17 protein-coding genes, 3 tRNA genes and 3 rRNA genes are annotated in these 26,691 nt (G+C 57.4%); 7 read left to right on the forward strand and 16 right to left on the reverse strand.

Features of this window, described 5'->3' with window-relative positions; all coding sequences use genetic code 11:
* Positions 1-14: 14 nt before the first annotated feature.
* Positions 15-4,157, forward strand: a complete 4,143-nt coding sequence (locus tag WNY37_RS15565; RefSeq protein ID WP_342974316.1) for a translocation/assembly module TamB domain-containing protein — start codon at positions 15-17, stop codon at positions 4,155-4,157.
* A 3-nt stretch (positions 4,158-4,160) separates the two neighbouring features.
* On the opposite strand, the gene WNY37_RS15570 is transcribed toward WNY37_RS15565, so the two are convergent.
* From WNY37_RS15570 to WNY37_RS15605, 8 genes are all read right to left on the reverse strand, one after another.
* Positions 4,161-7,328, reverse strand: coding sequence for an amidohydrolase family protein (locus WNY37_RS15570; protein ID WP_342974910.1), 3,168 nt, complete (start codon positions 7,326-7,328; stop codon positions 4,161-4,163).
* A 178-nt stretch (positions 7,329-7,506) separates the two neighbouring features.
* Positions 7,507-7,583 (reverse strand) — tRNA-Met (locus tag WNY37_RS15575).
* Between the two features lie 177 nt (positions 7,584-7,760).
* Positions 7,761-7,875, reverse strand: a 5S ribosomal RNA gene (gene rrf, locus WNY37_RS15580).
* Positions 7,876-7,995: 120 nt separating this feature from the next.
* Positions 7,996-10,772, reverse strand: a 23S ribosomal RNA gene (locus tag WNY37_RS15585).
* 282 nt (positions 10,773-11,054) lie between these two features.
* Positions 11,055-11,130: transfer RNA gene (locus tag WNY37_RS15590), tRNA-Ala, on the reverse strand.
* 52 nt (positions 11,131-11,182) lie between these two features.
* Positions 11,183-11,259: transfer RNA gene (locus WNY37_RS15595), tRNA-Ile, on the reverse strand.
* Between the two features lie 182 nt (positions 11,260-11,441).
* Positions 11,442-12,894 (reverse strand): 16S ribosomal RNA (locus WNY37_RS15600).
* Together the 16S, 23S and 5S rRNA genes with 3 tRNA genes alongside form the textbook arrangement of a ribosomal RNA operon.
* 981 nt (positions 12,895-13,875) lie before the next feature.
* Positions 13,876-14,304 carry a CBS domain-containing protein gene (locus WNY37_RS15605; RefSeq protein ID WP_342974317.1) on the reverse strand — a complete coding sequence of 143 codons (429 nt, stop codon included), beginning with the start codon at positions 14,302-14,304 and terminating at the stop codon, positions 13,876-13,878.
* Positions 14,305-14,557: 253 nt separating this feature from the next.
* Here WNY37_RS15605 and hfaA point away from each other — a divergent pair, with 253 nt between their 5' ends.
* From hfaA to hfaD, 3 genes are read left to right on the forward strand one after another with little or no spacing between them, the layout of a single operon-like run.
* Positions 14,558-14,977: a holdfast anchoring protein HfaA gene (gene hfaA, locus WNY37_RS15610; protein WP_342974318.1), complete on the forward strand. Its 420-nt coding sequence runs from the start codon at positions 14,558-14,560 to the stop codon at positions 14,975-14,977.
* Positions 14,970-15,968, forward strand: a complete 999-nt coding sequence (gene hfaB / locus WNY37_RS15615) for a holdfast anchoring protein HfaB (protein WP_342974319.1) — start codon at positions 14,970-14,972, stop codon at positions 15,966-15,968. The genes hfaA and hfaB overlap by 8 nt, the downstream gene beginning before the upstream one ends.
* 42 nt (positions 15,969-16,010) lie before the next feature.
* Positions 16,011-17,237 carry a holdfast anchor protein HfaD gene (hfaD, locus tag WNY37_RS15620; RefSeq protein WP_342974320.1) on the forward strand — a complete coding sequence of 409 codons (1,227 nt, stop codon included), beginning with the start codon at positions 16,011-16,013 and terminating at the stop codon, positions 17,235-17,237.
* 106 nt (positions 17,238-17,343) lie between these two features.
* Here the strand turns inward: hfaD and WNY37_RS15625 are convergent, their stop codons facing one another.
* Positions 17,344-17,676 carry a hypothetical protein gene (locus WNY37_RS15625; RefSeq protein ID WP_342974321.1) on the reverse strand — a complete coding sequence of 111 codons (333 nt, stop codon included), beginning with the start codon at positions 17,674-17,676 and terminating at the stop codon, positions 17,344-17,346.
* 119 nt (positions 17,677-17,795) lie between these two features.
* On the opposite strand from WNY37_RS15625, the gene WNY37_RS15630 reads away from it, so the two are divergent.
* A complete protein-coding gene (locus WNY37_RS15630; protein WP_342974322.1) occupies positions 17,796-18,218 on the forward strand; it encodes a DUF4345 family protein in 423 nt (140 codons plus the stop codon).
* Between the two features lie 38 nt (positions 18,219-18,256).
* On the opposite strand, the gene WNY37_RS15635 is transcribed toward WNY37_RS15630, so the two are convergent.
* Positions 18,257-20,740 (reverse strand): TonB-dependent receptor, encoded by a 2,484-nt coding sequence (locus WNY37_RS15635; RefSeq protein WP_342974323.1) that lies wholly within the window; start codon positions 20,738-20,740, stop codon positions 18,257-18,259.
* Between the two features lie 283 nt (positions 20,741-21,023).
* Complete coding sequence (locus tag WNY37_RS15640; RefSeq protein ID WP_342974324.1) at positions 21,024-21,986, reverse strand: hypothetical protein; 963 nt, start codon at positions 21,984-21,986, stop codon at positions 21,024-21,026.
* 200 nt (positions 21,987-22,186) lie between these two features.
* On the opposite strand from WNY37_RS15640, the gene WNY37_RS15645 reads away from it, so the two are divergent.
* A complete protein-coding gene (locus tag WNY37_RS15645; protein WP_342974325.1) occupies positions 22,187-22,741 on the forward strand; it encodes a PAS domain-containing protein in 555 nt (184 codons plus the stop codon).
* On the opposite strand, the gene WNY37_RS15650 is transcribed toward WNY37_RS15645, so the two are convergent.
* Complete coding sequence (locus tag WNY37_RS15650; RefSeq protein WP_342974326.1) at positions 22,738-23,271, reverse strand: gamma carbonic anhydrase family protein; 534 nt, start codon at positions 23,269-23,271, stop codon at positions 22,738-22,740. The genes WNY37_RS15645 and WNY37_RS15650 overlap by 4 nt on opposite strands.
* Positions 23,272-23,515: 244 nt before the next feature.
* Between WNY37_RS15650 and WNY37_RS15655 the strand changes: the two genes are divergently transcribed.
* Positions 23,516-24,316, forward strand: coding sequence for a PhoH family protein (locus WNY37_RS15655; RefSeq protein ID WP_342974327.1), 801 nt, complete (start codon positions 23,516-23,518; stop codon positions 24,314-24,316).
* Between the two features lie 85 nt (positions 24,317-24,401).
* Here the strand turns inward: WNY37_RS15655 and WNY37_RS15660 are convergent, their stop codons facing one another.
* The 4 genes from WNY37_RS15660 to WNY37_RS15675 all read right to left on the reverse strand — a co-directional run bounded on the left by WNY37_RS15660 (position 24,402) and on the right by WNY37_RS15675 (position 26,605).
* Positions 24,402-24,608 carry a DUF3126 family protein gene (locus tag WNY37_RS15660; RefSeq protein ID WP_342974328.1) on the reverse strand — a complete coding sequence of 69 codons (207 nt, stop codon included), beginning with the start codon at positions 24,606-24,608 and terminating at the stop codon, positions 24,402-24,404.
* A gap of 76 nt (positions 24,609-24,684) precedes the next feature.
* The gene (locus tag WNY37_RS15665; RefSeq protein ID WP_342974329.1) at positions 24,685-25,065 is read right to left on the reverse strand and encodes a hypothetical protein; all 381 of its coding nucleotides are present in this window, start codon (positions 25,063-25,065) and stop codon (positions 24,685-24,687) included.
* A 65-nt stretch (positions 25,066-25,130) separates the two neighbouring features.
* Entirely contained in the window at positions 25,131-25,934 is an 804-nt protein-coding gene (cysE, locus tag WNY37_RS15670) for a serine O-acetyltransferase (protein WP_342974330.1), read from the reverse strand.
* A 68-nt stretch (positions 25,935-26,002) separates the two neighbouring features.
* A complete protein-coding gene (locus tag WNY37_RS15675; RefSeq protein ID WP_342974331.1) occupies positions 26,003-26,605 on the reverse strand; it encodes a PilZ domain-containing protein in 603 nt (200 codons plus the stop codon).
* Positions 26,606-26,691: the final 86 nt, after the last annotated feature.

A 26,691-nucleotide genomic window follows, 5' to 3' on the forward strand; every position in this document is an offset into this window, starting at 1 on the left:
GCAGAAAGCGGTCAGTGCTAAAATGGACCCTCATTGTTTTGGCAGGGCTGCTGGCGCTTGTTTTGCTCGCGCTCGTCGCTCTGCGCTTTGCCGCTCAATCGGGCTTCGGCCGCAACTTTGTCGAAGCGCGCATCGAAGCCGCCTCTCCATCCGGACAGGATATCGAGGTCGAGGATCTCAGCGGCGACCTGCTCGGCGAGTTTCGCATCGGCAAGCTGACGGTTGCTGACAAGAACGGCGTGTGGCTGATCGCTGAAAATATCTATGCGGACTGGAAGCCTTTCGCACTGCGACGCCGCGCTCTTCTGATTGATGATCTCGATGCGGATCTTATTCACGTCCTGCGCCGCCCCGTGCTCGAACCCGGCGAGCAGACGGAGTCTGGAGGCTCTTTCCCGCTGCGCGCTGGCGAACTCGACAGCCTTGTCATTCGTGAGCTGCGAACTGACGAAGGCGTTCTGCCGCGCGCGCTAACGCTTGGCATTGAAGGGCTGGCTCGCGTCGAGCGCGATGGCAGCGGCGCCAGCCGCCTGTCAGTGACGCCGCTTGATGGCGACGGTGACAAGCTGGCCGCAGACCTTTCCTGGACGGATTCGCTGCGCCTCAATGGCACTCTCGACCTTGAAGGGCCGGAAGGCGGCCTGTTTGCAACGCTGGCCCGGCTGGACGAGACCCAATCCATCTCCGTATCGATGGAAGCGAGCGGTCGTATGAATGACTGGGCCGCAGACGGCGAGGTGCTGATCGATGACCAGACCGCCCTGTCGCTGGATGCCAAGACTGAGAACGACAAAGTCGCTTTTTCCATCGACGCGCATCCGCAACCGCACCCTCTCTCATCGCGCCTCACGGATTATCTTGGCGACACCGTCAAGATCATGGGGGATGTGTCGAGGGTCGACGGCCGACCGTTTCTCGACCTGTCTGCTGAAGCAGATGCCCTGCGCCTCAGCGCGCAGGTGAGCCAGGCCCAGTCTGGCGCCTATTCAGCCGACCTGCGCCTCGTTTCAGACAGTCCCGACAACTTTCTTCAGCAGGACTCTGTGTCTGTCCGTCAGGCGATCATTGACGGCAATCTGACATATGATTCCGGCACTGCCCGGTTTGATGGCACCGTTTCGGCCAGCGGCGTGGATGCCCCCTCGTTCAACGCCGAAAAGGTGTCAGGTCCTGTCATCGCGATTTACGACGCCCCAAACATTTCGCTTCGCACCACTTTGTCAGGCGAAGGCACGCGCCTTCCCGGCACGGCGGGTCAGATCGCGGGTCGCGCGCCTTCCATTCAGACCAATGCCCAATTTGACCTCAAATCCCGCACCCTGTCTGTCCGCGAACTCCTCGTTCGAGGCGGTGCAGGCCGGGTCACCGCTGCAGGGACAGCCACACTCGGCAAGGTGCCATCCGCTGACCTTGCTGGCAGCTTCCAGCTCGATGGGGCGGCCGCGGGGCTGCCACGTCCGATCCAGGCGCAAGGCCAGTTCGAGCTCTCGAGGGCGCGCGACAATGCCACCAATTTCAACGCCCGCATCAATGCTTCGAATCTTGGTGACCTTCCCGCGCCGCTCAATCAATGGGCAGACGGTCAGGCCTATTTGACGACCAAGGGCCGTTACGGCGCAGATGGCCGCATCACGCTGGACAGTATCCGCGCTGAAAGCGGGTCTCTGAAAGCGAATGGCTCAGGCGTGGTGTCAGAAGATGGCGCTGTTTCCGCGACCGTCTCGCTTGATGCAGGTGAAGCGACTGTCGGCGGCGCAACCCTATCCTCGGTGAGTGGCCAGGGTGATGTCAGCGGAACGCTTGGCGATCTGAATTTCGATGTCCGCCTGACCTCTCCAAACATTGCCCGCCAGGATTATCAGTTCAGCAATGTTCGCCTGAACGCCGGGGGCGCCTACGGAGAGAGCGGCCTGAACGCGGCGGTGGACCTCAGCGCCGACAGCGATGCCGGCCCGCTTACAGCCTCAACCGGTGTTCTCTACAATGAAGGCAACTGGGCCCTGCAAGGCTTTGAGGCGGGATGGGACGATCTAACCGCAAATGCCGACCTCGAAGGCAGTGGCGGTGACATCTCGACCTTGCGCGGCGAAGCCTTCGTGTCCGGCACGCTTCCAGCCGGCCTTCCCGCGCGTGATATCGACCTCGACGCAGCCATCACCGGCGAGCAACTCACGCTTGACGCGACCTTCAGCCAGTTTGCCGTCGGTCCGACGTCCGCAGACGCGCTCGTCCTGCGAGCCAACGGCACACTCCAGCAGGCAAACTTCGTAATCGACCTCGATGGCCGGACCGAGATCGATGGTCTCAACTACGATACGTCACTCGATGTCGACGGGACGGTGTCTGGCCTCAGCGGCAAGGACGCGCCGCTTGATCTGGTGGCCTCGGTTACGGCGGTGCTGGGCGACATCGGTCTGACAACTCAGGAACCGGTCCGCTTTACAAATTATGATGACGGATTTGATGCGTCCGCAGATCTCGCGGCTCTCGGTGGCCGCCTGACCGTTGACCTTTCGACCAGAGGCTCGACCCGTATCGCCGTCAATGGCGAGGGGCTCAAAATTGCACCGGTTCTCATCGTGGCCGGACGTCCCGCCCTGTCCGGCGCAATCGACATCACGGCTGACATCAATGAGACGGCCAATGGCGGACTTAGCGGCCCGCTCCGCGGCGAAATCATCGGCATTTCGCGCTCCGGCTCCGATCTGGCACCCATCGACCTCTTCTTCACCGGCGACCTTCAGCCAGACCTCCTCGCCCTGAAAATCCGCGCACAGGACAATGAGGCGCTGACAGCCAACACCACCATCGACGTCCCTGTGACCACAACTGGCGCGCCACCATTCATCAAGCGTGATGCGTCGCGCCAGATGCCCTTCGAGGCGACTGCAGACGGCCAGATCGAAGCGATCGCCGCACTGTTCGTTCCACCGCAAATGGTTCTGAAAGGCATCGTCGACCTCGACCTTTCCGGACAACTTCCAACGCTGGATGAATCCTTCGGCGGCACGCTGAACTTCTCTGAAGGCGTCTTCGAGCATGGCGATCTCGGCATGGTGCTGAATCGTATCAACGCATCGACTGAGCTTGGTGCTGGCCGGCTCACCCTGTCCAGCTTCGACGCTCGGGGACGCGATGGCGGTAGCATCAGTGGCAACGGCGCCATGTCGCTCGATGGATCCGGCGCAAGTGACCTCGAACTCACCGCAAACCAACTGGTCGTGACAGAGCGCCGCGAAGGCAGCGCAACCGTCAGCGGCACGATGAAACTCAATCAGCAGCCAGACCTTCTCGAGATTACCGGCGACCTCACGGTTGACGAAGGCCAAATCAATATCGCCAACCTGCCAAGCGGCGGCCCTCCTACGCTCGACGTTTCCTTTGAGCAGCCTCAGGAAGAGCAAGATGAGGAAGAAGAGAAAGCAGCCACCCGGCTCGATATCTCGTTGAAGGCGCCAGGCCGCATCGACGTCGACGGGCGCGGCGTCAACGCAGAACTCTCTCTGGATGCGGATATTACTGGTACGATCGGTGACCCGGTTATTACCGGCGAAGCAAGGATCGTCCGTGGTCGTTTTGATCTGGTTGGCAAGCGTTTCGTCTTTGGCGACAGTTCAGTCGAGCTTCGCCGTGATCTGAGCGACAGCCGTCTTTCCATATCGGCGACCCATGAAACAAAGGATGATATTCAGGCCATCCTGAATGTCGCCGGCACGGTCAAACGCCCGGAGGTCGAGCTGACCTCCAATCCGGTTCTGCCGGATGACGAGGTGCTGTCGCGTGTCCTGTTCGGCCGCTCGCCGTCACAGCTATCGACCCTTGAAACGGCTCGCCTGGCGGCGGCGCTTGCGCAGCTATCGGGCGGCGGCGGCTTTGACCTACTCGGCGGCATCGAACAGGCGCTCGGTCTCGACACGCTCGATGTCGGAAGCTCTTCGACCGGGTCTGTGGAAGTCACCAGCGGCAAATATCTGACGGAAGATGTGTATCTGGAAGTCCGGTCCGGTGCGGCTGGCGCTCCGGGCGTCGCCATCGAATGGGAGCCAATCCGTAATATCGAAGTGGAAGCGGCCACCGCCGCCGAAGATGGTCAGGAATTCTCCATTCAGTGGAAGAAAGACTTTGACGATTTCGGCGGTGATGATGAAGAGGACTGACGTCTAGTCTTCCCAATAATACGGGGTCCGCTTGCGCTCGCCCGTCACCACCTCGTTCATCGAGGGTGACTCATAAAGCCGGCCATTCTGCATCACATAGCTGATCTTGTCGGTATTCCGGATGTCCTCGAGGGGGTTCGCATCAAGAATGACGAGATCCGCCAGTTTGCCTTCTTCCAGAGAACCAATGTCGTTCCAGAAACCAAGCGCTTGCGCCGGCGCTGCTGTAGCGGTCCTCAGGACTTCGACGGGCGTCATTCCCCCGCGCGCGAATGACCACATTTCCCAGTGAGCCGCGAGCCCTTCTTCCTGTCCATGGGCTCCGATCGAGACCTTCACGCCGCGATCTGCCAGCTTGTCGGCTTCACGCGCCGCATACTGGTCAACATAGTCCTCTTCGGGCGCCTTTATCCGGCGCACACTGGACGGCTGCAGGATATGCGGCGGGACATGATCCGACAGGACGGGGTGTGTCCACACATCGGTTGCGTAGCGCCAATAAGGGTCACCGGCGAGGCCGCCATAGGTCACCACCAATGTTGGCGTGTAGGCAACCTTGGTCTGTTCCCAGAAGCTCAGCACGTCTTCATACAGAACCCGCTGGGGAATATTGTGCTCGACCGATGAATTCCCATCCTGGATGAGGCTGATGTCCATCGTGAACAGGGATCCGCCTTCAGGCACGACGAGAAGATTTTCGTCTTTGGCCGCCTTGACGACCTGCTGACGCTGATCGCGGCGCGGCTGGTTATAGTTCTTGATGCCGTGTGCGCCCTGCACTTTCAGGCGGTGAACATGGGCCAACGCATCATCAAAGCTCTGGATATCGGCGAAACCGCCCGGTGCCTTGGCGCCATAGACGACCTCTCCGGTTGTGTAGATGCGCGGCGCGAGAATCTTGCCAGCCCGCTGCATCTCCCCGGCAGCAAAGCTGTCATCGGAGTTCGACGGATCGAAGATCGTGGTGACGCCGAGGGCAAGATGGGCAATCGCTGACCAGTTCTGGACCGGGATGATGCCGCTGTCAGCCAGCGGGCCGTGCGCATGCGCATCGATGAAGCCCGGCACAATGGTCTTGCCGGCCAGATCCATCACCTCGGCGCGCGAGGGGACACTGACCTCGCCGGCCGCACCGATCGCCGCAATCCTGTTGTCACGGATTACGATCGTGCCGTTTTCGATAACACCGCCATCATCTCCAGCCATCGTCACGATGCGCGCATTGGTGAGCGCCACTGTGCCGTCCGGTTTGTCGGCATCAAAGCTCATGGACAGGGAAATGCCGCTTTCGGGCGGCGTAAATTTGTGTTCGTCCTTTCCCGCAGGCGCCGCCTCAAACATGTCATCGACATCGGCACTGAAAAGCTCCGGACCGAGCGTCCAGTTCAGTGTCTCCCCGCCATTCGACCAGGAAAAGTAAGTCGCCCCGCCCTTGCTGGCTTTCGTGACAGGTAGCGCAGAGCCATTTTTTCCGGCACCAACCGCCTGAGGGCCAGGCAGCAAAGGCGTAACGTAGGCTGCATAATTATCGCGGAAGGCGACATGCTTGCCATCAGGCGCGACCTTCCATTCCACGACAAGGTCTGCTTTCGCATGTATCCGTTCGTCCCCGCCATTCAAATTCATGCTGGCGAAGGACGAGCCGCCTTGCTCGGACTTGGTGAAATAGATCCGGTCGCTGTCATCGGCAAATTGAGGACTAGACCCCGACCTGCTGACCAGCGTCTGCTCGCCGCCACTTGCTGATATCGTGTAGATGCCGGTTTCATCGGACCACAGGTCCGACAAGAGGTAGCCGCCGCCCCCGCGACGGAACACGATCGTCGAGCCATCAGGCGAAAAGGCTGGGCTTGAGTAATGTCCAGGCCGCTCGGTGAGCGCCTGCCCTGTCCCCCCCGACGCCGAAACTGTCTTGATCTGGCCAAGACTGTCATCGGTCCATTCGACATAGACAATCGCGCTGCCATCACGCGACCAGGACGGGAAAACTTCCCGAACGCCATCACCTGTGCCCGTTAGCCGCCTGAATTTGCCGCGCGGCAAGGATTTCACATAAAGCTTGCCCATGGACTGGAAGACGACCGACTTTCCGTCAGGTGAAACGTCAGCATAACGCGGCATGTGCGTGCTAAACTTGTCTGGAGCGACGTCCACCGTTGGACGCGGCGGATCTATGACAGGAATGGTAGCGTTCACGCGAAACGGGATGGTCTTGGCTTCACCATCCATTCCGGCGCGCATGATCTTGCCGCCCGTCCAGAAGACGATGCTTTCACTATCAGGCGTCCAGTCCATCGTCGGATAGACACCATGCACAGCCCAGGTCTCCTGCATGTCCTGATCAAGATCATCATATATCTTCGTGATCTCACCACTGGTGAGGTCTTTGACATACAGTCCCGATGTCCCGCGCTCACGGCGCACAAAAGCGAGTTTTGTCCCGTCAGGAGACGGCGTCGGGCGTACGGCGCCGCCTGCTCCTGAGACGGCCGTCAAGACTTCACCATCTTCCAGGGAATATCTGTCGATCTCGAACAGCGAGCCATTGGAATCCTGCGCGTATTCGAAATTCGGTCCGGATGAGGCATTCCGTGTGTAATAGATGCTCGCCCCGTCCGGGCTATAAACGGGCTCACCGAGCTCTTTTTGAAGCGCCTCGCTCGCCTTCTCCACGAGCGCAACACCGCCGCCGCCACTGATATGGTAAAGCCACACTTCGCCAGTGCCGAGTGACCGTGCGGTCGTAAAATGCTTCCTAGCGACAATATATTGGCCGTCCGGGCTCCAGTCCGGCGAATTGAGCAAGCGGAAATCTTCCTGCGTCACCTGGCGCTTATCGCTGCCGTCGGCGTTCATGACCCAGATATTGTCACCGCCACCACGATCGGATGTGAAGGCGATGCGCGTGCCGTCAGGCGAAAATTTCGGTTGCATTTCAAAGGGCAAGCCCTCCGCAATCGGCTTTGCCGTTCCGCCGGAGACGGGCATCGTATAGATATCTCCCAGCAGATCGAAAGCGATTGTCTTTCCGTCAGGCGACAGATCCACGTTCATCCACGTTCCTTCGGTCACATCGATATTGACCTCACGAACGGACATCGGCGGGTTCGCGACGTCCCATTTTGCGTCTTCTTCGCTATTCTGCGCTGAGAGCGTCCCTGCCGGAACCATAGCTATCGCGGCCAGACAGATCAGATGACGCATAAAATTTCCTCCAGACGACTATCAGGAGGCAACACTCCACCGACCGGGCCGGGAGTTCAAGTCGCTTCAGCTAAGGGATCCGCGCCACGCCAAACCAACAGGCAAAGAAAAACCCCCGAAATCCGTGAGGAAATCAGGGGCTTATTGGGTGCGGGAGCAGGATTTGAACCTGCGACCTTCAGGTTATGAGCCTGACGAGCTACCGGACTGCTCCATCCCGCGTCAGCTTTGGTGGGACAACACATAAGTGCGAAGCCCCGGAAACACAAATCCGGCCACGATGGGCCGGACAGCGTAGACCGGCAGAACGGCCGGTCACGTCCCGCCCGGAGGCGGAAATTGTGAAGGAAAGACATTGTCTGCAAGGATTAGGAATTAGCTTACCGCCCGTTTCAGCAGACCCGGCAGCGACTTACTCTCCCGCGTCTTAAGACGAAGTACCATCAGCGCTAGGGGGCTTAACGACCGAGTTCGGAATGGGATCGGGTGGGGAACCCCTGCCATAACCACCGGGTCGGCGGAAACGGGCAATGAGCTAGTCCAACATGTCTTGTAAAATACCACTTGGTTGAGGTGTTTTCGATCTGAAAACTTCATAGCGGCGGTACATTCACCACCACACACGAAGCTTCGCAAGATCAAGCCTATCGAGCAATTAGTACTGGTTAGCTCCACGCGTCGCCGCGCTTCCACACCCAGCCTATCGACGTCGTAGTCTACGACGGCTCTCAAGGGAAACCTGGTTTTGAGGTGGGTTTCCCGCTTAGATGCATTCAGCGGTTATCCCTTCCATACATAGCTACCCTGCTGCGCGGCTGGCGCCACGACAGGTCCACCAGAGGTATGTCCATCCCGGTCCTCTCGTACTAAGGACAGATCCTCTCAAGTTTCCAACACCCACGGCAGATAGGGACCAAACTGTCTCACGACGTTCTGAACCCAGCTCACGTACCACTTTAATCGGCGAACAGCCGAACCCTTGGGACCTGCTCCAGCCCCAGGATGTGATGAGCCGACATCGAGGTGCCAAACGATGCCGTCGATATGGACTCTTGGGCATCATCAGCCTGTTATCCCCGGAGTACCTTTTATTCGTTGAGCGATGGCCCTTCCACTCGGGACCACCGGATCACTATGACCGACTTTCGTCTCTGCTCGAGTTGTCACTCTCGCAGTCAGGCAAGCTTATGCCATTGCACTCAACAGACGATGTCCGACCGTCTTGAGCTTACCATCGCGCGCCTCCGTTACTCTTTAGGAGGCGACCGCCCCAGTCAAACTGCCCACCATGCTGGGTCCCGTCCCCATCCAGGGGAGCGGTTAGACATCACAAAGAATAAGGGTGGTATTTCAACGGCGGCTCCACTCGGACTAGCGCCCAAGCTTCAAAGCCTCCCACCTATCCTACACATATTATTTGTAATGCCACAGCAAAGCTGCAGTAAAGGTTCACAGGGTCTTTCCGTCTGACCGCGGGTACCCCGCATCTTCACGGGGAATTCAATTTCGCTGAGTCGATGCTGGAGACAGTGGGGAAGTCGTTACGCCATTCGTGCAGGTCGGAACTTACCCGACAAGGAATTTCGCTACCTTAGGACCGTTATAGTTACGGCCGCCGTTCACCGGGGCTTCAATTCGGAGCTTGCACTCCTCCTTTTAACCTTCCGGCACCGGGCAGGCGTCAGACTGTATACGTCGCCTTACGGCTTCGCACAGCCCTGTGTTTTTGATAAACAGTCGCAACCCCCTGGTCTGTGCCCCTCATAGCTGGTTGCCCAGTATGAGGCCTCCTTCTCCCGAAGTTACGGAGGTAATTTGCCGAGTTCCTTCAGCATCGTTCTCTCAAGCGCCTTGGCATGCTCTGCCAGTCCACCTGTGTCGGTTTAGGGTACGGTCTTGCGGGAGGGCTATTTCCAGGGACTTCCAGGCCGCCTTCCCAATCCAATAAGGGAAGACAACTTTCGAAATCCGTCACACACTCCCAGGCCACAGAATATTAACTGTGTTCCCATCGACTACGCCTTTCGGCCTCGCCTTAGGGGCCGGCTAACCCTGCGCAGATTAGCTTTACGCAGGAACCCTTGGACTTTCGGCGAGAGGGTCTCTCACCCTCTTTATCGCTACTCATGTCAGCATTCTCACTTCTGATACCTCCAGCATCCCTCACAGGACACCTTCACAGGCTTACAGAACGCTCCGCTACCGCTCCAATGGAGCCCACGATTTCGGTATATAGCTTTAGCCCCGTTACATTTTCGGCGCAGGGTCGCTTGATGAGTGAGCTGTTACGCTTTCTTTAAAGGATGGCTGCTTCTAAGCCAACCTCCTCATTGTCTAAGCAACCCCACATCCTTTCACACTTAGCTATAATTTGGGGACCTTAATCGGTGGTCAGGGTTGTTTCCCTCTTCACGACGGACGTTAGCACCCGCCGTGTGTCTGCCAGATATTACTTCCAGGTATTCGGAGTTTGGTAAGGTTTGGTAAGACGGTGAGTCCCCCTAGCCCATCCAGTGCTCTACCCCCTGGAGTATTCATCTGACGCTCTACCTAAATAGATTTCGCGGAGAACCAGCTATCAGCAGATTTGATTGGCCTTTCACCCCTAGGCACAGGTCATCCGAGAACTTTTCAACGTTCAACGGTTCGGCCCTCCAGTGAGTGTTACCTCACCTTCAGCCTGCCCATGCATAGATCATCTGCCTTCGGGTCTAATGCTACGTACTCGGTCGCCCTATTCAGACTCGCTTTCGCTACGCCTACACCTAACGGCTTAAGCTTGCACGCAACACTAAGTCGCTGACCCATTATACAAAAGGTACGGTGTCACTCCGAAGAGCTCCACCTGCTTGTAGGCATCCGGTTTCAGGTACTGTTTCACTCCCCTCGTCGGGGTGCTTTTCATCTTTCCCTCACGGTACTGGTTCACTATCGGTCGGTAAGGAGTACTTAGGCTTGGAGGGTGGTCCCCCCATGTTCAGACAGGATTTCACGTGTCCCGCCCTACTCTAAAAGGTCTTCATTTTACGGATACGGGACTATCACCCACTTTGGTTGAGCTTCCCAGCTCATTCTCCTTATTTCAGACCAGGCCTGGTCCGCGTTCGCTCGCCACTACTAACGGAGTATCAATTGATGTCCTTTCCTCCGGGTACTTAGATGTTTCAATTCCCCGGGTTTGCTTTTCAAAACCTATGTATTCAGTTTGAAATACCTCACTAATGAAATGAAAGACCTCAGACTGACACGAATGCCAGCCTGTAGTCCTCCATCTCGGAGGTGGGTTTCCCCATTCAGAAATCACCGGATCAAAGGATGCTCTCGCCTCCCCGGTGCTTATCGCAGAGTGCCACGTCTTTCATCGCCTCTTACCGCCAAGACATCCCCCGGATGCCCTTTTGACGCTTGATCTCAATTCGAAACTCGTGTGCGGAGGTGAACGCACGCGCTCACACACTACACACTATTTTCAGATCAGACATGTTGGTTTCTTGCAGACTGACCCTTTGGCGTAAGGCTTTATTGTCATACTCCTATGACACCTCACGTTGTTCGGCTGAAGCTGGCATCACCAGACCCAAATAAATTTGAGCCGAGCGGCGATACAAGCCGGATCAGTCTTTCCCTCACGATTACAAACATCCCGGATACTAGATCCGGAAACTTGGATACTTCTTTCATTCGCCAAAGGCTTGGTGGAGCCTAGCGGGATCGAACCGCTGACCTCCTGAATGCAAATCAGGCGCTCTCCCAGCTGAGCTAAGGCCCCAAAACCGGAATGTGTCAGCAAAGCATAGGCCCGGCGCATCCCCATAGGGTCGTGGTGGGCCGAGATGGAGTTGAACCATCGACCTCACGCTTATCAGGCGTGCGCTCTAACCACCTGAGCTACCGGCCCTAATCCCAGGACCCGGGGCTCGCTGAACTATGCCGTCCAGCTGGCCGGCACGGCGAATGAAGGAAGAGAAACGAAGACGGCACGAACAGCCGCATATGTTTTGCTGTCAGAGCAAGCTCTGCAGCGATTTTGCTAAAAGAGCTTTCGAAGTCTGCGAGCAGACTAGTCGAAAACATCCTTAGAAAGGAGGTGATCCAGCCGCAGGTTCCCCTACGGCTACCTTGTTACGACTTCATCCCAGTCGCTGATCCTACCGTGGTCTGCTGCCTCCTAAGTTAGCGCACAGCCTTCGGGTAGAACCAACTCCCATGATGTGACGGGCGGTGTGTACAAGGCCCGGGAACGTATTCACCGTGGCATGCTGATCCACGATTACTAGCGATTCCAACTTCATGCCTTCGAGTTGCAGAAGACAATCCGAACTGAGACGCCTTTTAGGGATTAACCCTCTGTCAGCGCCATTGTAGCACGTGTGTAGCCCTACCCGTAAGGGCCATGAGGACTTGACGTCATCCCCACCTTCCTCCGGCTTAGCACCGGCAGTCCCCCTAGAGTGCCCAACTAAATGCTGGCAACTAAGGGCGAGGGTTGCGCTCGTTGCGGGACTTAACCCAACATCTCACGACACGAGCTGACGACAGCCATGCAGCACCTGTCACCGATCCAGCCTAACTGAAGGTTAATGTCTCCACTAACCGCGATCGGGATGTCAAGAGCTGGTAAGGTTCTGCGCGTTGCTTCGAATTAAACCACATGCTCCACCGCTTGTGCGGGCCCCCGTCAATTTCTTTGAGTTTTAATCTTGCGACCGTACTCCCCAGGCGGAGAGCTTAATGCGTTAGCTGCGTCACCTACAGGCATGCCTGCCAACAACTAGCTCTCATCGTTTACGGTGTGGACTACCAGGGTATCTAATCCTGTTTGCTCCCCACACTTTCGCGCCTCAGCGTCAGTACCAGTCCAGTTAGCCGCCTTCGCCACTGGTGTTCCACCGAATATCTACGAATTTCACCTCTACACTCGGTATTCCGCTAACCTCTCCTGGTCTCTAGGCTACCAGTTCCAAATGCAGTTCCGGAGTTGAGCTCCGGGCTTTCACATCTGGCTTAATAGCCCGCCTACGCGCGCTTTACGCCCAGTAATTCCGAACAACGCTAGCCCCCTTCGTATTACCGCGGCTGCTGGCACGAAGTTAGCCGGGGCTTCTTTACTAGGTACTGTCATTATCATCCCTAGCGAAAGAATTTTACAACCCTAAGGCCTTCATCATTCACGCGGCATGGCTGGATCAGGCTTGCGCCCATTGTCCAATATTCCCCACTGCTGCCTCCCGTAGGAGTCTGGGCCGTGTCTCAGTCCCAGTGTGGCTGATCATCCTCTCAGACCAGCTATAGATCGTAGTCTTGGTAGGCCATTACCCCACCAACAAACTAATCTAACGCGGGCCGATCTTTCACCGATAAATCTTTCCCCCGGAGGGCGTATACGGTATTACCACTCGTTTCCAAGAGCTATTCCGTAGTGAAAGGCACGTTCCCACGCGTTACTCACCCGTCTGCCACTATGTCGTTCGACTTGCATGTGTTAAGCCTGCCGCCAGCGTTCGTTCTGAGCCAGAATCAAACTCTCAGGTTGAGTGTCCGATCTGACGTAAATCCGTCTCAGGAAATTGAGACGGCAATTGCTGATTGCAATTTGCGTTTTGACGGGAAACCCTAATCACAAACAATCCGGCCGAAACCGGATACATTATGAAAAGGTATTTCCTTGAAACGCATCGTCATGATCGTCATTGGGGCCTGAGGCCCCGCTAGCCGCTCATGCCGCCTGCGTTTCTCTTCCTAATCCCTGCGATGTCAAACAGCTCAGGCCGGAGCCCGAAACCCGATCTGGAGCATCGCTGCCCCGCGTCGGAAGTGGCGGCTTATATGGCCCGCCGTTTCCCTCGTCAACACCCTTTTTGCGCTTTCTGCAGAAGATCACAGTGACCTGTGAAACCTGCAATTTTCAAAGCGCAGAACCCGGTCTCGACTGCCGCAGAAAGCGGCCCCGATTTGGGTGGGCGTCTTCAGGAGAGAGGCGGCATATATGTGCCTGACCAAACTCCGTCAACACCCTTTTCTGCACCCTCTGCAGTTCGCGGCGAGAAGCCAGAAAACTACAGAATTGAAGCACAACGCCGTCTCTTTGGAAGCGCGAGGCTTCCGCTGATCTGGCAGGTTGTTTCCAGAAGGAGAGCGGCTTGTATTGACCACTCATCATCCCGTCAACAACCCTTTTGCACTCCTCTGCAATTCAAGACAGTCACCTGTCAGAACCGCAGATTTTAAAGCACAAACCGTCCCGCCGAGGCTGTTAGTCAACCTCGTTGTTCCGGTGGGTCTTTCCAGAAGGAAGCGGGCTTGTATGGGCCAGCCTTTCTTCCGTCAACAACCCTTCTGCACTTCTCTGCAGAAACACGGCAAAAAAGCCATTTCCTGCAAATTTGGCGCAAAACGCTGCCTCACTGAGCCGGCATTCGCCAGCCCCGCAAAGTCAGAGGCGTTTCAGATGGAACCGATCATATAGAATCTGTTCGGGGGTTTTGGCAAGCCCAAAAATCACCCAAGAGGCGATTCAACCGCCTTTTATATACTCTGCCATAGCGTCAGCTTCGGCGCGGGTTTCCTCGATCTTCCATTTGACGAGGTCCCCGATCGAAATGATGCCAGCGAGTTCGCCGTCCCGCATGATGGGTAGATGTCGTATCCGGCGGTCGGTCATCCGCCCAAGGCATTGATCGATCGACTCGCCGGGATGGGCGGTAATAACGCCTCGCGTCATCGATTCTTCGACAGTCAGGTCCAAAGCGTCGCGGCCATGACGGGCGACCTGACGAGCGATATCGCGCTCAGACAAAACGCCGGCGAGCGCCGATCCATTCATCGCCACAACGGCACCGATCTTCTTTTCGTCGAGCAATCTGGCTGCGTCAGCCAATGATTTTGACGCCTCTATGGATGTGACCACATCACCTTTGGTCTTCAGAATCTGATCAATCAGCATCTGCGTTTCCTCCTTCTGGTTCTTTTTATGCGCCTGTCATATCACAGACCCGCGCGCGAGCGAAGGATCAGGAAATTAAGTCCTGGACAGCTCAATCGTGCCGAATCGAGACGCTTTCCCTGATTTAGGCCGGTTTGACACCGCAAATACGGGTCACTGTTCCCCTGCCAGACGAATTTTGACTTGGGCATTCCCTCAAACTGGCACGCCCGTTGCAAGCTGGTGGGGCATCAACCCCAAAAGGGATCGGCAGATGAAGATTACAACTGAAATAATGACTGGGCTTCTGGGCATTGCGGGACTCACCCTTGTCGCAGTCGCACCACAAGCCAGCGCGCAGGCAGCAACCAGCATGTCTGAATTCGAACGCCCGTATGGCTACGGTTACGGCCAGGAAAGCCAGCCTTTTTCGGCCGGCACCCGTGACGCGATGAACAACCGCGTCGTTGTCAACGGGCTGATCGGTGGCGGCACCGGCCTCGGCGGCGGCCTCAACACAGGTTGGGGACAGACCGACGGCGGCTACGGCATGATCGGCACCGGCACAGCGGTCGGCAACCAGCTCAACGTGATCACGAACGGCAATTACAACACCGTGATCATCGACTCGACACAGATCAATAATGGCGACCAGTCGGTCGTTCTCAATGGGGAGCTCGACCTCAATGAATAGCCTTACCTCTCTTTTCACCATCGCCCGCGCGAAAGCGTCTGCAGCGGTTCTCGCCAGCGCAGTGTTTGCAACGGGCTGTGTCTCTCCAGTGGCAGGGTCAAGCGGCCTCTACGCAAAGCCGATTGGCAATGCGCCGGTCACCGCGAACCCGACGCCTTATTCTGAAGGCCTCGTTTGCATGGGTCACTATGCTCGCCAGTCGAATTATCGCGCTCCGCGAATCGCTGTCGGACGCATTCTGGACTACACCGGCAAGGCCGACATCGAGGGTGGTCGCCGCGTCACGCAAGGCGCGTCGCTCATGGCCATCTCCGCATTCGCCAAATCTGGCGCACGCCTGGTCGAGCGATTCGATACTTCGGTGTCTGAACTCGAACTCAAATATGCCAACAACAAGCTGATCGGCGACGATGTCCCTGAGGACTTCCGCAAGATCACGGCCGGCTCGATCCCGGGATCGGACTATTATCTGGTCGGCGGCATCACCGAGCTGAACTATAATATCCGTTCCGTGGGCGGCGAAGCCTTTGTCGGCGACACCGATGCGATGGACCCGAAAGGTTCGATCGGCGCCAAGATGTACGTCATCAATGTCGGTCTCGATCTTCGTCTCGTCGAAACCGAGTCGCTCGAAGTCGTCGACGTGATTTCCTACCAGAAGCAGATCATCGGCCGCGAGGTTTCCCTCGGTGTGTTCGATTTTGCCAATGGCAACGTATTTGATGTGGGTGTCGGGGGACGCGCGCAGGAGCCGATCCAGTTGGCGATTCGTTCGGTTGTCGAACGCGCCGTGCTGGAGATGATGGCGAATCTCTATGCGATTCCGTCCAGCGATGTCTGTTCGCAGACCGCCGGCGCCATCTCCACCAACAGCGTCACGGGCGACTTCGTCCCACGCGGCGCTCCGCTGGAAGAATATAACGGCCCGTCACGCGAAATTGCCTCCAACTGGCACAGCAAGCGTGACCCTGCCCTTCGTGGCCGCAACTAATTGCGGCCCGCAGCAACGCCCCAACACAAGACGGAGGCTGATATGATCAGCAACGCAACCCGGATCACGACGCTCATCGCACTGGCCATGTCTGCATCGGCTTTCGCTCACGCCCAGGAGAGCGGCACGATTGATCAGGTCCAGATGGGCGACGTGTGGTCCGAAATGGATGTCTACGTTCCCGACTACACGCCAGAGGTCTCGTCGACTTCGACGGCTGTGGGTAACGCGGCAGCGGCCGTGCGCGGATCTGGCGATGTAACGGCCACAGTCCGGCAGGACTTCGATGCAAGCGCAACGGCAACGAACGCGCTTCGTGGATATTCGGCCGATACCGCTGTCTCGACGACCACTGCCTATGGCAATGCCATCACCAGCGGCACGGACTACGCCACCAACACGCTGTGGGGCACGCAGACCGCTTCGGGTACTGTCAGCGCCTCCAGCGAGATGGAACTACTCGGCGCGGCCACAGCTTCGAGCGCGACCACGGCCATCGCCAACGTCTCCTCGAGCGACAACAATTTCGGCACCAATATCGCTGACCAGACGCAATACAGCGCTGCCGATGTTCGCGCCGAGACTGACGCTGACGCTTGCTGCGACGGCTACTATGCCGGCTATGCGACGGTTGCTGGCGGCAACGCCACCTCATCGACCGGCTATACCAGCAGCAATTACAATCGCGCGCTCCAGAAAACCGAATCAGGATCGACCATTACCGGCGTAACAGACGTTTACATGAATGACGGCACCAACGTGACCGCATCCACAAACAGCTTCGGCAACTCTGCGACCGTCAATAATGAGTGGGGCTATGCCACGCTCGGCCTTGAAGGCGCACCGACCACGCAGCAAAACGGCGCCGATGTCGACGCCCAATCCTATGTCACACTCGATCACTGGTCCGGCTATGCCACCTCCAGCGCCTATGGCGTCGGCAATTCGGCCCTCATCTCCAATATCGGGTCAGACACCGCGATCTATGCCGACCAGACAAATGATGGAACGGTTGGTAGCCAGGCGAGCTTTACCGGCCAGTCATGGACAGGCGGCACGGGCATCGTGACATCGACCGCCATCGGCAATGCCGCAACCGCGACGATCTGCAATTATTGCAGCGAAGGCGCCGTCGGCGGCCAGATCAACCAGGTCAATAATGGCCAGACCTACGCAATGGGCTCAGCTCATGTCGCTTATGGCGGCGCGGTCTACGGCTCTGCAACAGCAATTGGCAACTCTGCCACACTCCAATCAGTCGGCGACTAGAGGGGACATAAGTCTCCGGCTGAGGATCTGCCGATCCATGAGCCCCTGCCTTCGTCAGAAGGCAGGGGCTTTTGATTCTCAAGCGGAGCGTCCGTGAATCAGCTGATCAGGACCCCTCATCCTTGTCATCGACCTCTTCAGTTTCGACGAACGCGCATTCCTTCTCAACGGCCACGGCCTTGGCGTCCTTGATGTAGGACCGGGCATAGAGGATATTTGTCGGGTTCATCATCGAGCGCTGCGCGCCGACGATTTCCTGCTCAAGTTCCTCACAGCTTTTCCGCGAGAATCGCCGCTTATTGCCGCCGCTGGCAAGCTTGCTGCTCGCGGCCTGTCCAGCAATCGCCGACCCGGCAGCTCCCGCGACGGTTCCACAGCCCGAAACTGTCGTCATCATTCCAGCAGCAAGCGCTGCCGCGAATATCGTTTTCATGGTCATTCTATTCCCCTTTTTGCTACGATTGGTCTTTCTGGGTAGCTAGGGGCGAACCACTCGTCTTGACCCCTACGGGTCACGCCGCACTTTTTGGAGCGGCGGCGTAGACTGGATTCGCAAGTATGCGTGCGCCACCTACATCTACAGTCATGTGGACACGACTTTTTCTCGGGCTGATCGCCCTGCTCTTTATTGCGTTTGGCCTCTGGTCTCTTTTTGACCCGCTCGGCATGACCGCCCAGCTCGGTGTCGAGACGAGTGGCCCGAACAATGTGTTCGAGATGCGCGGCATATATGGCGGCGTCAGCCTCGGCGCGGCGGCTCTCACCGGAATGGGCGCCCTTCAACCGGCGAAATTCGAGCGTCCAGCGCTGTGGTTTCTCGCCGCTTATATGGGAGGCTACACCCTCTCTCGCGCCGTCTCTCTCATCGCCGGGGACACGCCAACAGCGACAAGCTGGGCGTTCGCCTCCTTCGAAGTTCTGACGTTCATCCTGACCTGCGTGGCTCTGCGCTCCCGGTCCCATGAAAAAAGCCCCGCCTGACCAGACGGGGCTTTCTGACTTAAGACTTGGCAAGACGCCTAGAAGTTTACCTTCAGCTCTGCGCCATACATGGTCGGCAGTCCCGGATAGACCGCAATCGTTCCTGTCTGCTCCGGCACCGCGAAAGATGCGAGGTTGTAGTACTCGTCGGTGATATTCTCACCGAAGATCGAGAACTCCCAACCGCCATCGGCCGACTGGATGCCGATCCGACCACCAACAAGCGTGAACGCGTCATTATCAGCAATGCCAGCCGTTGCAGCCGACGTTGTGTGTTCGGAGCTGTAGCGCGCATTGAGGTGGAACAGGCCGCGAAGGTTTGGCGAAATATCATAGAGATACGTGCCGGCTGCCGTGACGACATGCTCCGGAATTTGCGCAAGTTGCTCACCGCCATCTGCGAGCTGCTGGAACGTGCCGTCACCCAGCGGGGTAAATACGTCGTCCTCACGTTCCGCCTTGGTGTAGGCATACCCTGCCTGCAACGTCAGCCCAGCGACCGGCTGGATCGAGCTATCGAGCTCCAGGCCATAGCTTTCGACGTCGGAGTTGATCACGCGGAAGTTCGTTCCGGTGAAGAAGTTCTCCTGGAAGTCTGACACGGTCTGGTAGAAGACCGCACCGTTCAACGTCGCATCAATCGAGTTGAACGTCGATTTCCAGCCAAGTTCATAGCTGTCGACGGTTTCTGCATCGAATTGCAGGTCGGATGGCTGAGCACCGTCACCGCCGAACAGAACGCTATCGAAGCCAGACCGGTCGAGGTTGTAACCACCCGATTTGAAGCCGCGCGCATAAGAGATGTACGACATGAAGTCCGGCGTGAACGCGTAGGCAAGCTTCGCGGTGCCGGTGACCTGGGTCTCATCAAATTTGTCAGTGGCACTTCCATTATACTCGGAATTTACAGCCGGGTTACATGACAGCAGTGCCAGCTGGGTCGCGTCGATCGCGGCTAGCTGTGCGAGCACAGACTGGCCGTTTGGCGTGAAATAGAAGTCACAGGTCGGTGCCGACGAGAAGAGGTCGTATTCGATCTCTTTTTCTTCATAGTTCAGGCGCGCGCCAACCGTTGCAGTCAGCTTGTCCGACAGGAAGATCTCATTGTGCGTAAACAGCGCCGCCGCATTCGTGGTGACATCATAATCGTCCGAATTCTGACCATCACCATCGCCAAGCCCTGGAATCAGGAATGACGGAAGACCCGCGGGAACACCTGGCGCGATGCGCAGGGCCGGAGACCCATTCGGCAACGTCACGAACAGCGAAGGAATGCCCGGAACCGATCCGGTCAGCTGAAAGCCGGTTGGCGCCAGCGCATTCGCGGTCGAACCGGCTGTCACAAGGTCCGTGTACAGATTGGCTTGAGTGCCGGTCTGGATGGTATCGTCATAGCCGAGCTGCTCGTTCATGTAGAACGCACCGACAAGCCAGTCGATATTGCCCATCGTGTCCTGCAAACGGAATTCCTGGGTGAACACCTTGTCGGTGATTTCCGTGCCATCGCGGTAGGCGCGGTCGATGCCAGAAAAGTCGATGTCCTGGCCACGCATGGCCTGCCAGTCACGATAAGCGGTGACCGAGGTGAAGTTCATTGTGCCGAAGCGGTTCTTGTACTCACCGGAGATGCCCCATTCCTCGACATCATCCGAGATTTCGCGATTTGGCGACAGCGCCACCTTCAAGTCATCGGGTTGCGCGTTAGGAAAGCCCTGAAGTCCTGCAAAGCTCGCTCCGAGGTTCACGGCCGCCGCGGTTGGACCTTGCACGAGGTTCACGCCGATACAGCAGTCCTCATTGGTCTGGCCATAATCTGCAATCACGCGGAAGCTCGCATTTTCAGCATTCTCCCACAGCAACTGACCCCGCATCAGGAAGCGGTCCAGATTGTTCAGTTCACGATCTGAATTGACGTCGTCGATATATCCGTCACGCGACCGTTTCTTGATATCGAACCGGCCAGCCAGGTTGTCGGTGATCCCGCCTGTGGTTGACGCTTCAAGGCTATACATGCCGTAATTGCCTGCGCCGACTTCGACATAGGCATTCGGGTCAAACTGCGGCTTTGCGGTATTGATAGAGACGACGCCAGCAGACGTATTTCGGCCGAAAAGCGTACCCTGAGGGCCGCGAAGCACTTCGATGCCGGCAAGCTCCGGCAGTTCGGACAGCGCGATGCCGGTGCGCGTGCGGTAAACGCCATCAATGACAACGCCAACGGCCGGCTCGAAGCCCGGATTGTTTGAGCCCGTGCCGATGCCGCGGATAGAGATGCTTGTTCCCGAGGCCGCCGATTCTGTCTGAGCGATCTGAATGGATGGAGCGATCTGCTCGATATCATTCAGGCGGGCGACACCGGTATCTTCCAGGAGCGCGGAGTCAAATGCCGTAACTGATACCGGCACATCCTGCACAGTGGTGCCTTCGCGGCGGGTCGCCTCAACAACAACGGCATTGAGCCGGCGCGGACCCTCATCAGCTTCCTCATCCTGCGCGCTCGCCACAGACATTGGCGCAGCCATCAAGGCGCTCAGGCCGACACCGACACACAGCGAAGCTTTGAAGATTGAAATTTGCGACCGAGTTTTGGAATTTTGCCTCATCTCTCACGTCTCCTGAATATTCGTATTATTTTATTATCGTGCGAATCACACGCCCTTCAGGCGTAGCAGCGCTATGCAACGATGCAACTTTGTAATCCTGCAACACCGCAAAATATCAGACGAACTTTTTATGACATGACAAGAAAAAGCCCCGCTATCAGCGGGGCCTTCCAGTCATCTATATTATTGAAAAGTCTGGTTTTTAGTACACGCCCTGGCCTACTCCGCCATCGAACACCATGGAGCCTGTTGCACTTTCGCGGACTTTCTGGACTTCCCGCGTAACGGACTTCATCACCGTACGCTGCTGGGGCACACAGACTTTTTCCGCGTGGCGTCCTTCGAAGATTTTGATGCCCGGTCCGTGACGACGCAGAAGGGAGCGCTCATTACAGTCGCGCTGCGGTTTCTGCGGCGCGCAGGAAAGCTGGCCACCGGGCTTGAAGATCAGGGCTTCGCCCTTGGCGCAGGACATGGTCTGACCATGATCAAAATTGGCCTTGCCGTTATCGGCAGAACCAATCGTGACCTGAAGGCGAGAGCCAGCAACGCAGCGATAGACTTCACCTGAAAAGCTGGACTTGATGGACTGGCCGCCATCCACCTGCGAGGCTGGATGCGGCGAACCCGTATCGTCGATACACACCGCCTGAATAGCGCGCCATGACGTCTTGTAGCTGATTTCGTCGACGCAATACTCCTCGACGGTCGGCACCTGCTCAACCACGGTCTCGGTGTAAACCTCATCGCCGCCCACGACGTTCAGGTTTTCGATCGAGCTCATACCGACGGGTGCTGGACCGCCAAAGCCGCCACCGCCGCCTGCATAGGCAACGACTTCAGAGTTGGCTGAAGCAGCCGCCATGACATTCAGATTGGTCTGTGCAGAGAAGTTCAGCGTGCCGCCGCCCACATTCACATTGCTGCCGCCAATCGAGATGTTCGGGCCAGCGACATTGACGCCCGGCACAAAGATACCGTGATTGCGTCCGCCGGTGCAGCAAGGCGATCCGTTTTGGGGATTGTAGCTCGGCGGTGGTGGTGGCGGCGCATTACAGCCATGACAGCTGCTGCTTCCACCGCCTGCAGTCGCTGCAGCAGTGAGGGCGATAACGGCAGCGATTCCCGCGCCGGTGATGAATGTGTATCGTGTTGAAACGCGCATGACGTGTCTCCGTGGCTCTTCGCCTGGTAAGAAGCACGATCCATGCCGCAGCTCGCGTGAACCGCGAAAAATGTCCCAGTCCGATAAAGAATACGCCTGACAGGTGTTGAAATGCGTTTGGCCCGCGCCTTGCGAAGTCCGGTTCTCATAAGAGCGCCATCCGCGCAGCAATATAATAATAGTAAGAGTGACACACCTGGATGCTGGACCGTACATTACACCCGAACAGCCAGACCTTGCTGACCGCTTGGCAACGCATGCATGCCGCCAGCCCTGATGGCTCAGCAGCGCCAGCTACCCGCGATCATCCCGATCTCGTCTCGCGCCTGTTCGTTATCCAGGATGCTGGCGAAAGCGACTGGGTCTTTCGCACAGCTGGAGACCAGATCCAGTCATCACTCGGCCGACAACTTACTGACCACAATTTCCTCAACTTCTGGGCCGGTCACGACCGCGCCATGCTTGAGCTCTTCCTGAAGTCAATTCTTGAAGAACGTCTGCCCGGGGTCGTTCGCGGTCGCGGAGAATCGCTGACGGGCGAGCGCGTTGACCTTGAGCTGATCCTGGCACCGCTTGCCAAGCCGCCGCATCAGGACGGCGGCGCCAGAATTCTCGGTCTCTACCAGACCCTCGGCGGAGAAGTGTTCCTGCGTGGACGCCCGGTCTGGCGCCACCGTGTCACAGCGCTCTTTCCACCGGATAGCGGCAAGCCAGAGCCACACCTCAAACTGGTCGCCAGCAACGATATCGACTAGCCGTCGATCCGTTTCAGCCCGCTTTTGAAACGCTTCCAATTGTCGACATAGACCTGCGCCGATGCCGCAATCATCTGTGCAGCGCCGTCATCGAGCTGGCGTACAACCTTGCCTGGCGCGCCCATCACCAGCGAATTGTCCGGAATCTCCTTGCCCTCGGGGATAAGCGAGTGCGCACCAATGATGCAGTTCTTGCCGATCTTGGCGCGGTTGAGGATCGTGGAGCCAATCCCGATCAGCGTACCGTCACCGATTGTGCAGCCATGCAGCATGACCATGTGACCGACCGTGACATTTTTCCCAAGGGTAAGCGGCACGCCATGATCGGTGTGAAGAACACTGCCATCCTGGATGTTTGAGTTCTCGCCAATCTCAATTGGGTCATTGTCGCCGCGCAGTACGGCGTTGAACCAGACGCTCGCATTCTCCCTGAGAATCACACGGCCCAAAACCGTCGCATTTTCAGCGACCCAGTAATTGCCGCTGTCTGGTATGCTCGGTTTGACGCCATCGAGATCGTAAAGTGCCATGTTTCTGGTCCCTGCTTGTCACTAAAATTTCTTGCGCAATATATCTGGTTAAGCGCGCATTAACCTTGGTAATCTCTAATCGTCGAGAGATTCGGGAGGCAAGTGCCGATGGTGTTCAGACCATCTCTGCCAGAAATACCGCCCGGCCTTTGTGAAAGGGCCGAAGCTTCCCTCTCCCGATTTTGCGTAGCCGCCCGGCAATTCTGCCCGGCGGTTTTTTTGTACCCAAAAAGGAGATCCTCACATGGGTAAAAGAGCCTCTGCCAAGCGCCAGAAAGCGAACGCCGAATTGGAAGCCATGGGCTTCCTGGAGGAAATGGGAGGTAAATCGAGAAACGAAGCAAGGCTCTACGCAATCCAGGGAGGCTGGCATCCGGACGATGCCGACAAGGTACGCAACCCGAATACACCGCGCGAGCAGCGCTACCAGAAGAATGTAAAACCCCGGTCTGAAAATCAGGCGCGTCTGATGAAAGCGCTGGAGACCAAATCTCTCGTCTGCGCCCTCGGCCCGGCCGGAACGGGAAAGACCTATCTCGCCATCTGCAAGGCGGTCGAGGCGCTCCAGAAAGGCAAGGTTGCGCGGATCATCCTCTCCCGCCCTGCCGTCGAGGCCGGCGAACAGATCGGCTTTCTGCCAGGCGCAATGGAAGACAAGCTCGCACCCTATCTCCGCCCGCTTTATGATGCGCTTGCCGACCGGCTTTCACCGCAACAACTCAAGCACATGATGGGCGAAGGCCTGATCGAGATCGCACCGATCGGCTTCATGCGCGGACGCACACTCAACAATGCTTTCGTGGTGATCGACGAAGCCCAGAACTGCACCTACACACAGCTGAAGATGCTGCTGACCCGGCTCGGCTGGCATTCGACCATGGCCGTCACGGGCGATCCGGCACAGTCCGACCTGCTGCCCCACCTTTCCGGTCTCGCACAAGCCGCCGAAAAACTTGGCGGCCTGTCAGACGCCGAAGTGGTCTATCTTGAAGGTCAGGATATTGTCCGCCACCCCCTCGTCGCGGAGATGCTCGACGTTCTCTAGCGTTTCACCGAACGCGAAGCGTATTCATAAAGAAACGGGCGGTCAGAAGACCGCCCGTTTTTTGTCTGCCGGCATCGTCTTGCCGTTATTGAAGGTCTTCTTTCAGCACCGTCATCTGGAACTGATATGAGGTCTCGCCCTCGTCGACATCCTTGTAGACAACCGCAATAAATTCAGCGCCGAGGTAAACTTCAACGGAATCATCGGTCTGGCTGCGGGCGACAAGACGGATGCCCGGATTGATCTTTTCCTTCAGGTACGCCTCAAGGCGCAGGGTTTCTTCTTTTTCCATGGGTGTCTCCTGTCGTGTACGGGACAGGCCTTAAGGCAATTGGAGCGCGGCTTAAATGCCACCGCCCTATTTTTCCTCAGTTTTCATAATAGGTCGGCGGCGCATCAGCGACCCGCTGGCCGGTGACCGGTTCGGTTTTCTTGTCTTCCGGCGGGTTTACCGCGCGCCACATGACCCCAAAAATCCAGAACAGGAACTCGATCAACGCGCGGGCAATGAGCGTCATGATGATACCGAAAATCGTGTTCTCATTGACAAGTGTGCGGAACAGGTACTTGCCGCGCTCATCAATGTCCGGATCGCGTATCTGGCCTTCGATCCAGTTCGTGAAGTCCTGCAGGCGATTGAGCACATCCGGAAAAAACGCAAAGCCTATCAACAGAAGGAAGATGACCATGAAAAAGGTCAGCACGATCTTGGTTGAAACGAGCCCGAAGCCGCCCAGCAATTTCAACATGTCCCACCTCAAGCGTTTGTCGAAAAACAAACCCTAGAAGAAAGCAAAGCGCTTAGCGAGTCCGTCTATTTTGACTCAGGGATGGTCTGGTCCATGCTGCGAGCGGGGTTGTGGGCTTCCCCGCCAACCACGCGCGCCGGAACGCCTGCGACCGTCGTATTCGGCGCCACGTCTTTCAACACAACGCTGCCTGCGGCGATCTTCGCTTCGTCACCGATGGTGATATTGCCGAGCACCTTCGCCCCGACAGACACCAGCACGCCGCGCCCGATTTTCGGGTGCCGGTCACCAATTTCCTTGCCGGTACCACCCAGCGTGACGCCTTGCAGGATGGAACAGCCGTCGCCGACCACGGCGGTCTCACCGATCGTGATATTGGTTGCGTGGTCGAGCATGATGCCGCTGCCCATCTTTACCGCTGGATGTATATCGACACCGAACAGTTCGCTGGCGCGGGACTGGAAATGGAAAGCAAGCGTCTCACGGCCCTCTCGCCAGAGGCGATTGGCGATGCGTTGCGTCTGCAGCGCCAAAAAGCCTTTGAAGAACAGGAAAGGCTGCAGCATGCCGCGACAAGCCGGATCACGCTCGAGCACGGCCTGCATGTCGGACGCGGCCGCTTCAACCAGCGCATCCTCATGGTCATAAGCCGTTGCGATAATATGGCGGAATTGCTGGGCCCCCATTTCTGGTCCGGCCAGTTTTTCAGCCAGATGAAAGGCCAGTGCGCGGCAGATCGTGTCATGCGAGAGGATCGCTGCATCAATGTAGCTTGCCAGCGCTGGTTCATCCGCAGCGGCGGCCTTCGCCTCGAACCGCAAACGACGCCATGGCGGCGGCGGTGCCCCAATATCGGGATTTTCGACCATGCTAGCCTCCGGATTTATGGGGATGAGATGGCAAGCCGCCAGCGCCCGTTCAAGTCAGATGTCGTAAGTCAGGGTTTTGGAGACTTGTGAATATAGCGGATCGCAAACCCATTGCGCAGCGTGCGAACAACTTCGCCCTGCAGATTACCAACCGAAACAACTTCACCGATAGGCGGAGCCGGGCCATCCCCTTCAAAGGCGGCGCCCGCCAGAGAAATATCGATCGTACGGCACTGAAGCACGCGGCCATTGGCGCGCGTCACGAGCGCTGGCCCACCGCCGGAATAGCGCGGCGCTTCACGTTCGTCGTCGAGCCCCAATTGCTTGTAATTGGCGAGCCAGGTGAGCCGGTCCGCAATCTTGTCCCGCTTGCGTTTTGAGACATTGAATTTCACAGCAAAGCCATGCTCGGTCTTGCGGACAAACTGCGCTTCGAGGCGGCCGAGATCGTCAAGATAGCAGATCATGGACGCGTCCGGGCTCGGGCATACATTCGCGATCATCTCGGCGCCGCCGCAGGAAATATTGCGCGTCAGAAGACTGTGATCGTCGCTTTCTCCGGTCAGAAATCGGCCATTCAACCCGACGCTCACGCGCACATTGCGCCGCCTGTCCTTGTGCAGGTCAGGACGAATCCGCAGACTTGAATTTTTCTTCGAAAGAGCTTGCATTTGCCCCTCCTTCATTGGCCATTCAGGCAAGTTCAGAGCTCGCCCCACACATCAGGACTAGGCGCAGCAAGTTCATAAATGGTTGA

This window comes from Henriciella sp. AS95, assembly GCF_038900055.1.
GTDB lineage: Bacteria > Pseudomonadota > Alphaproteobacteria > Caulobacterales > Hyphomonadaceae > Henriciella.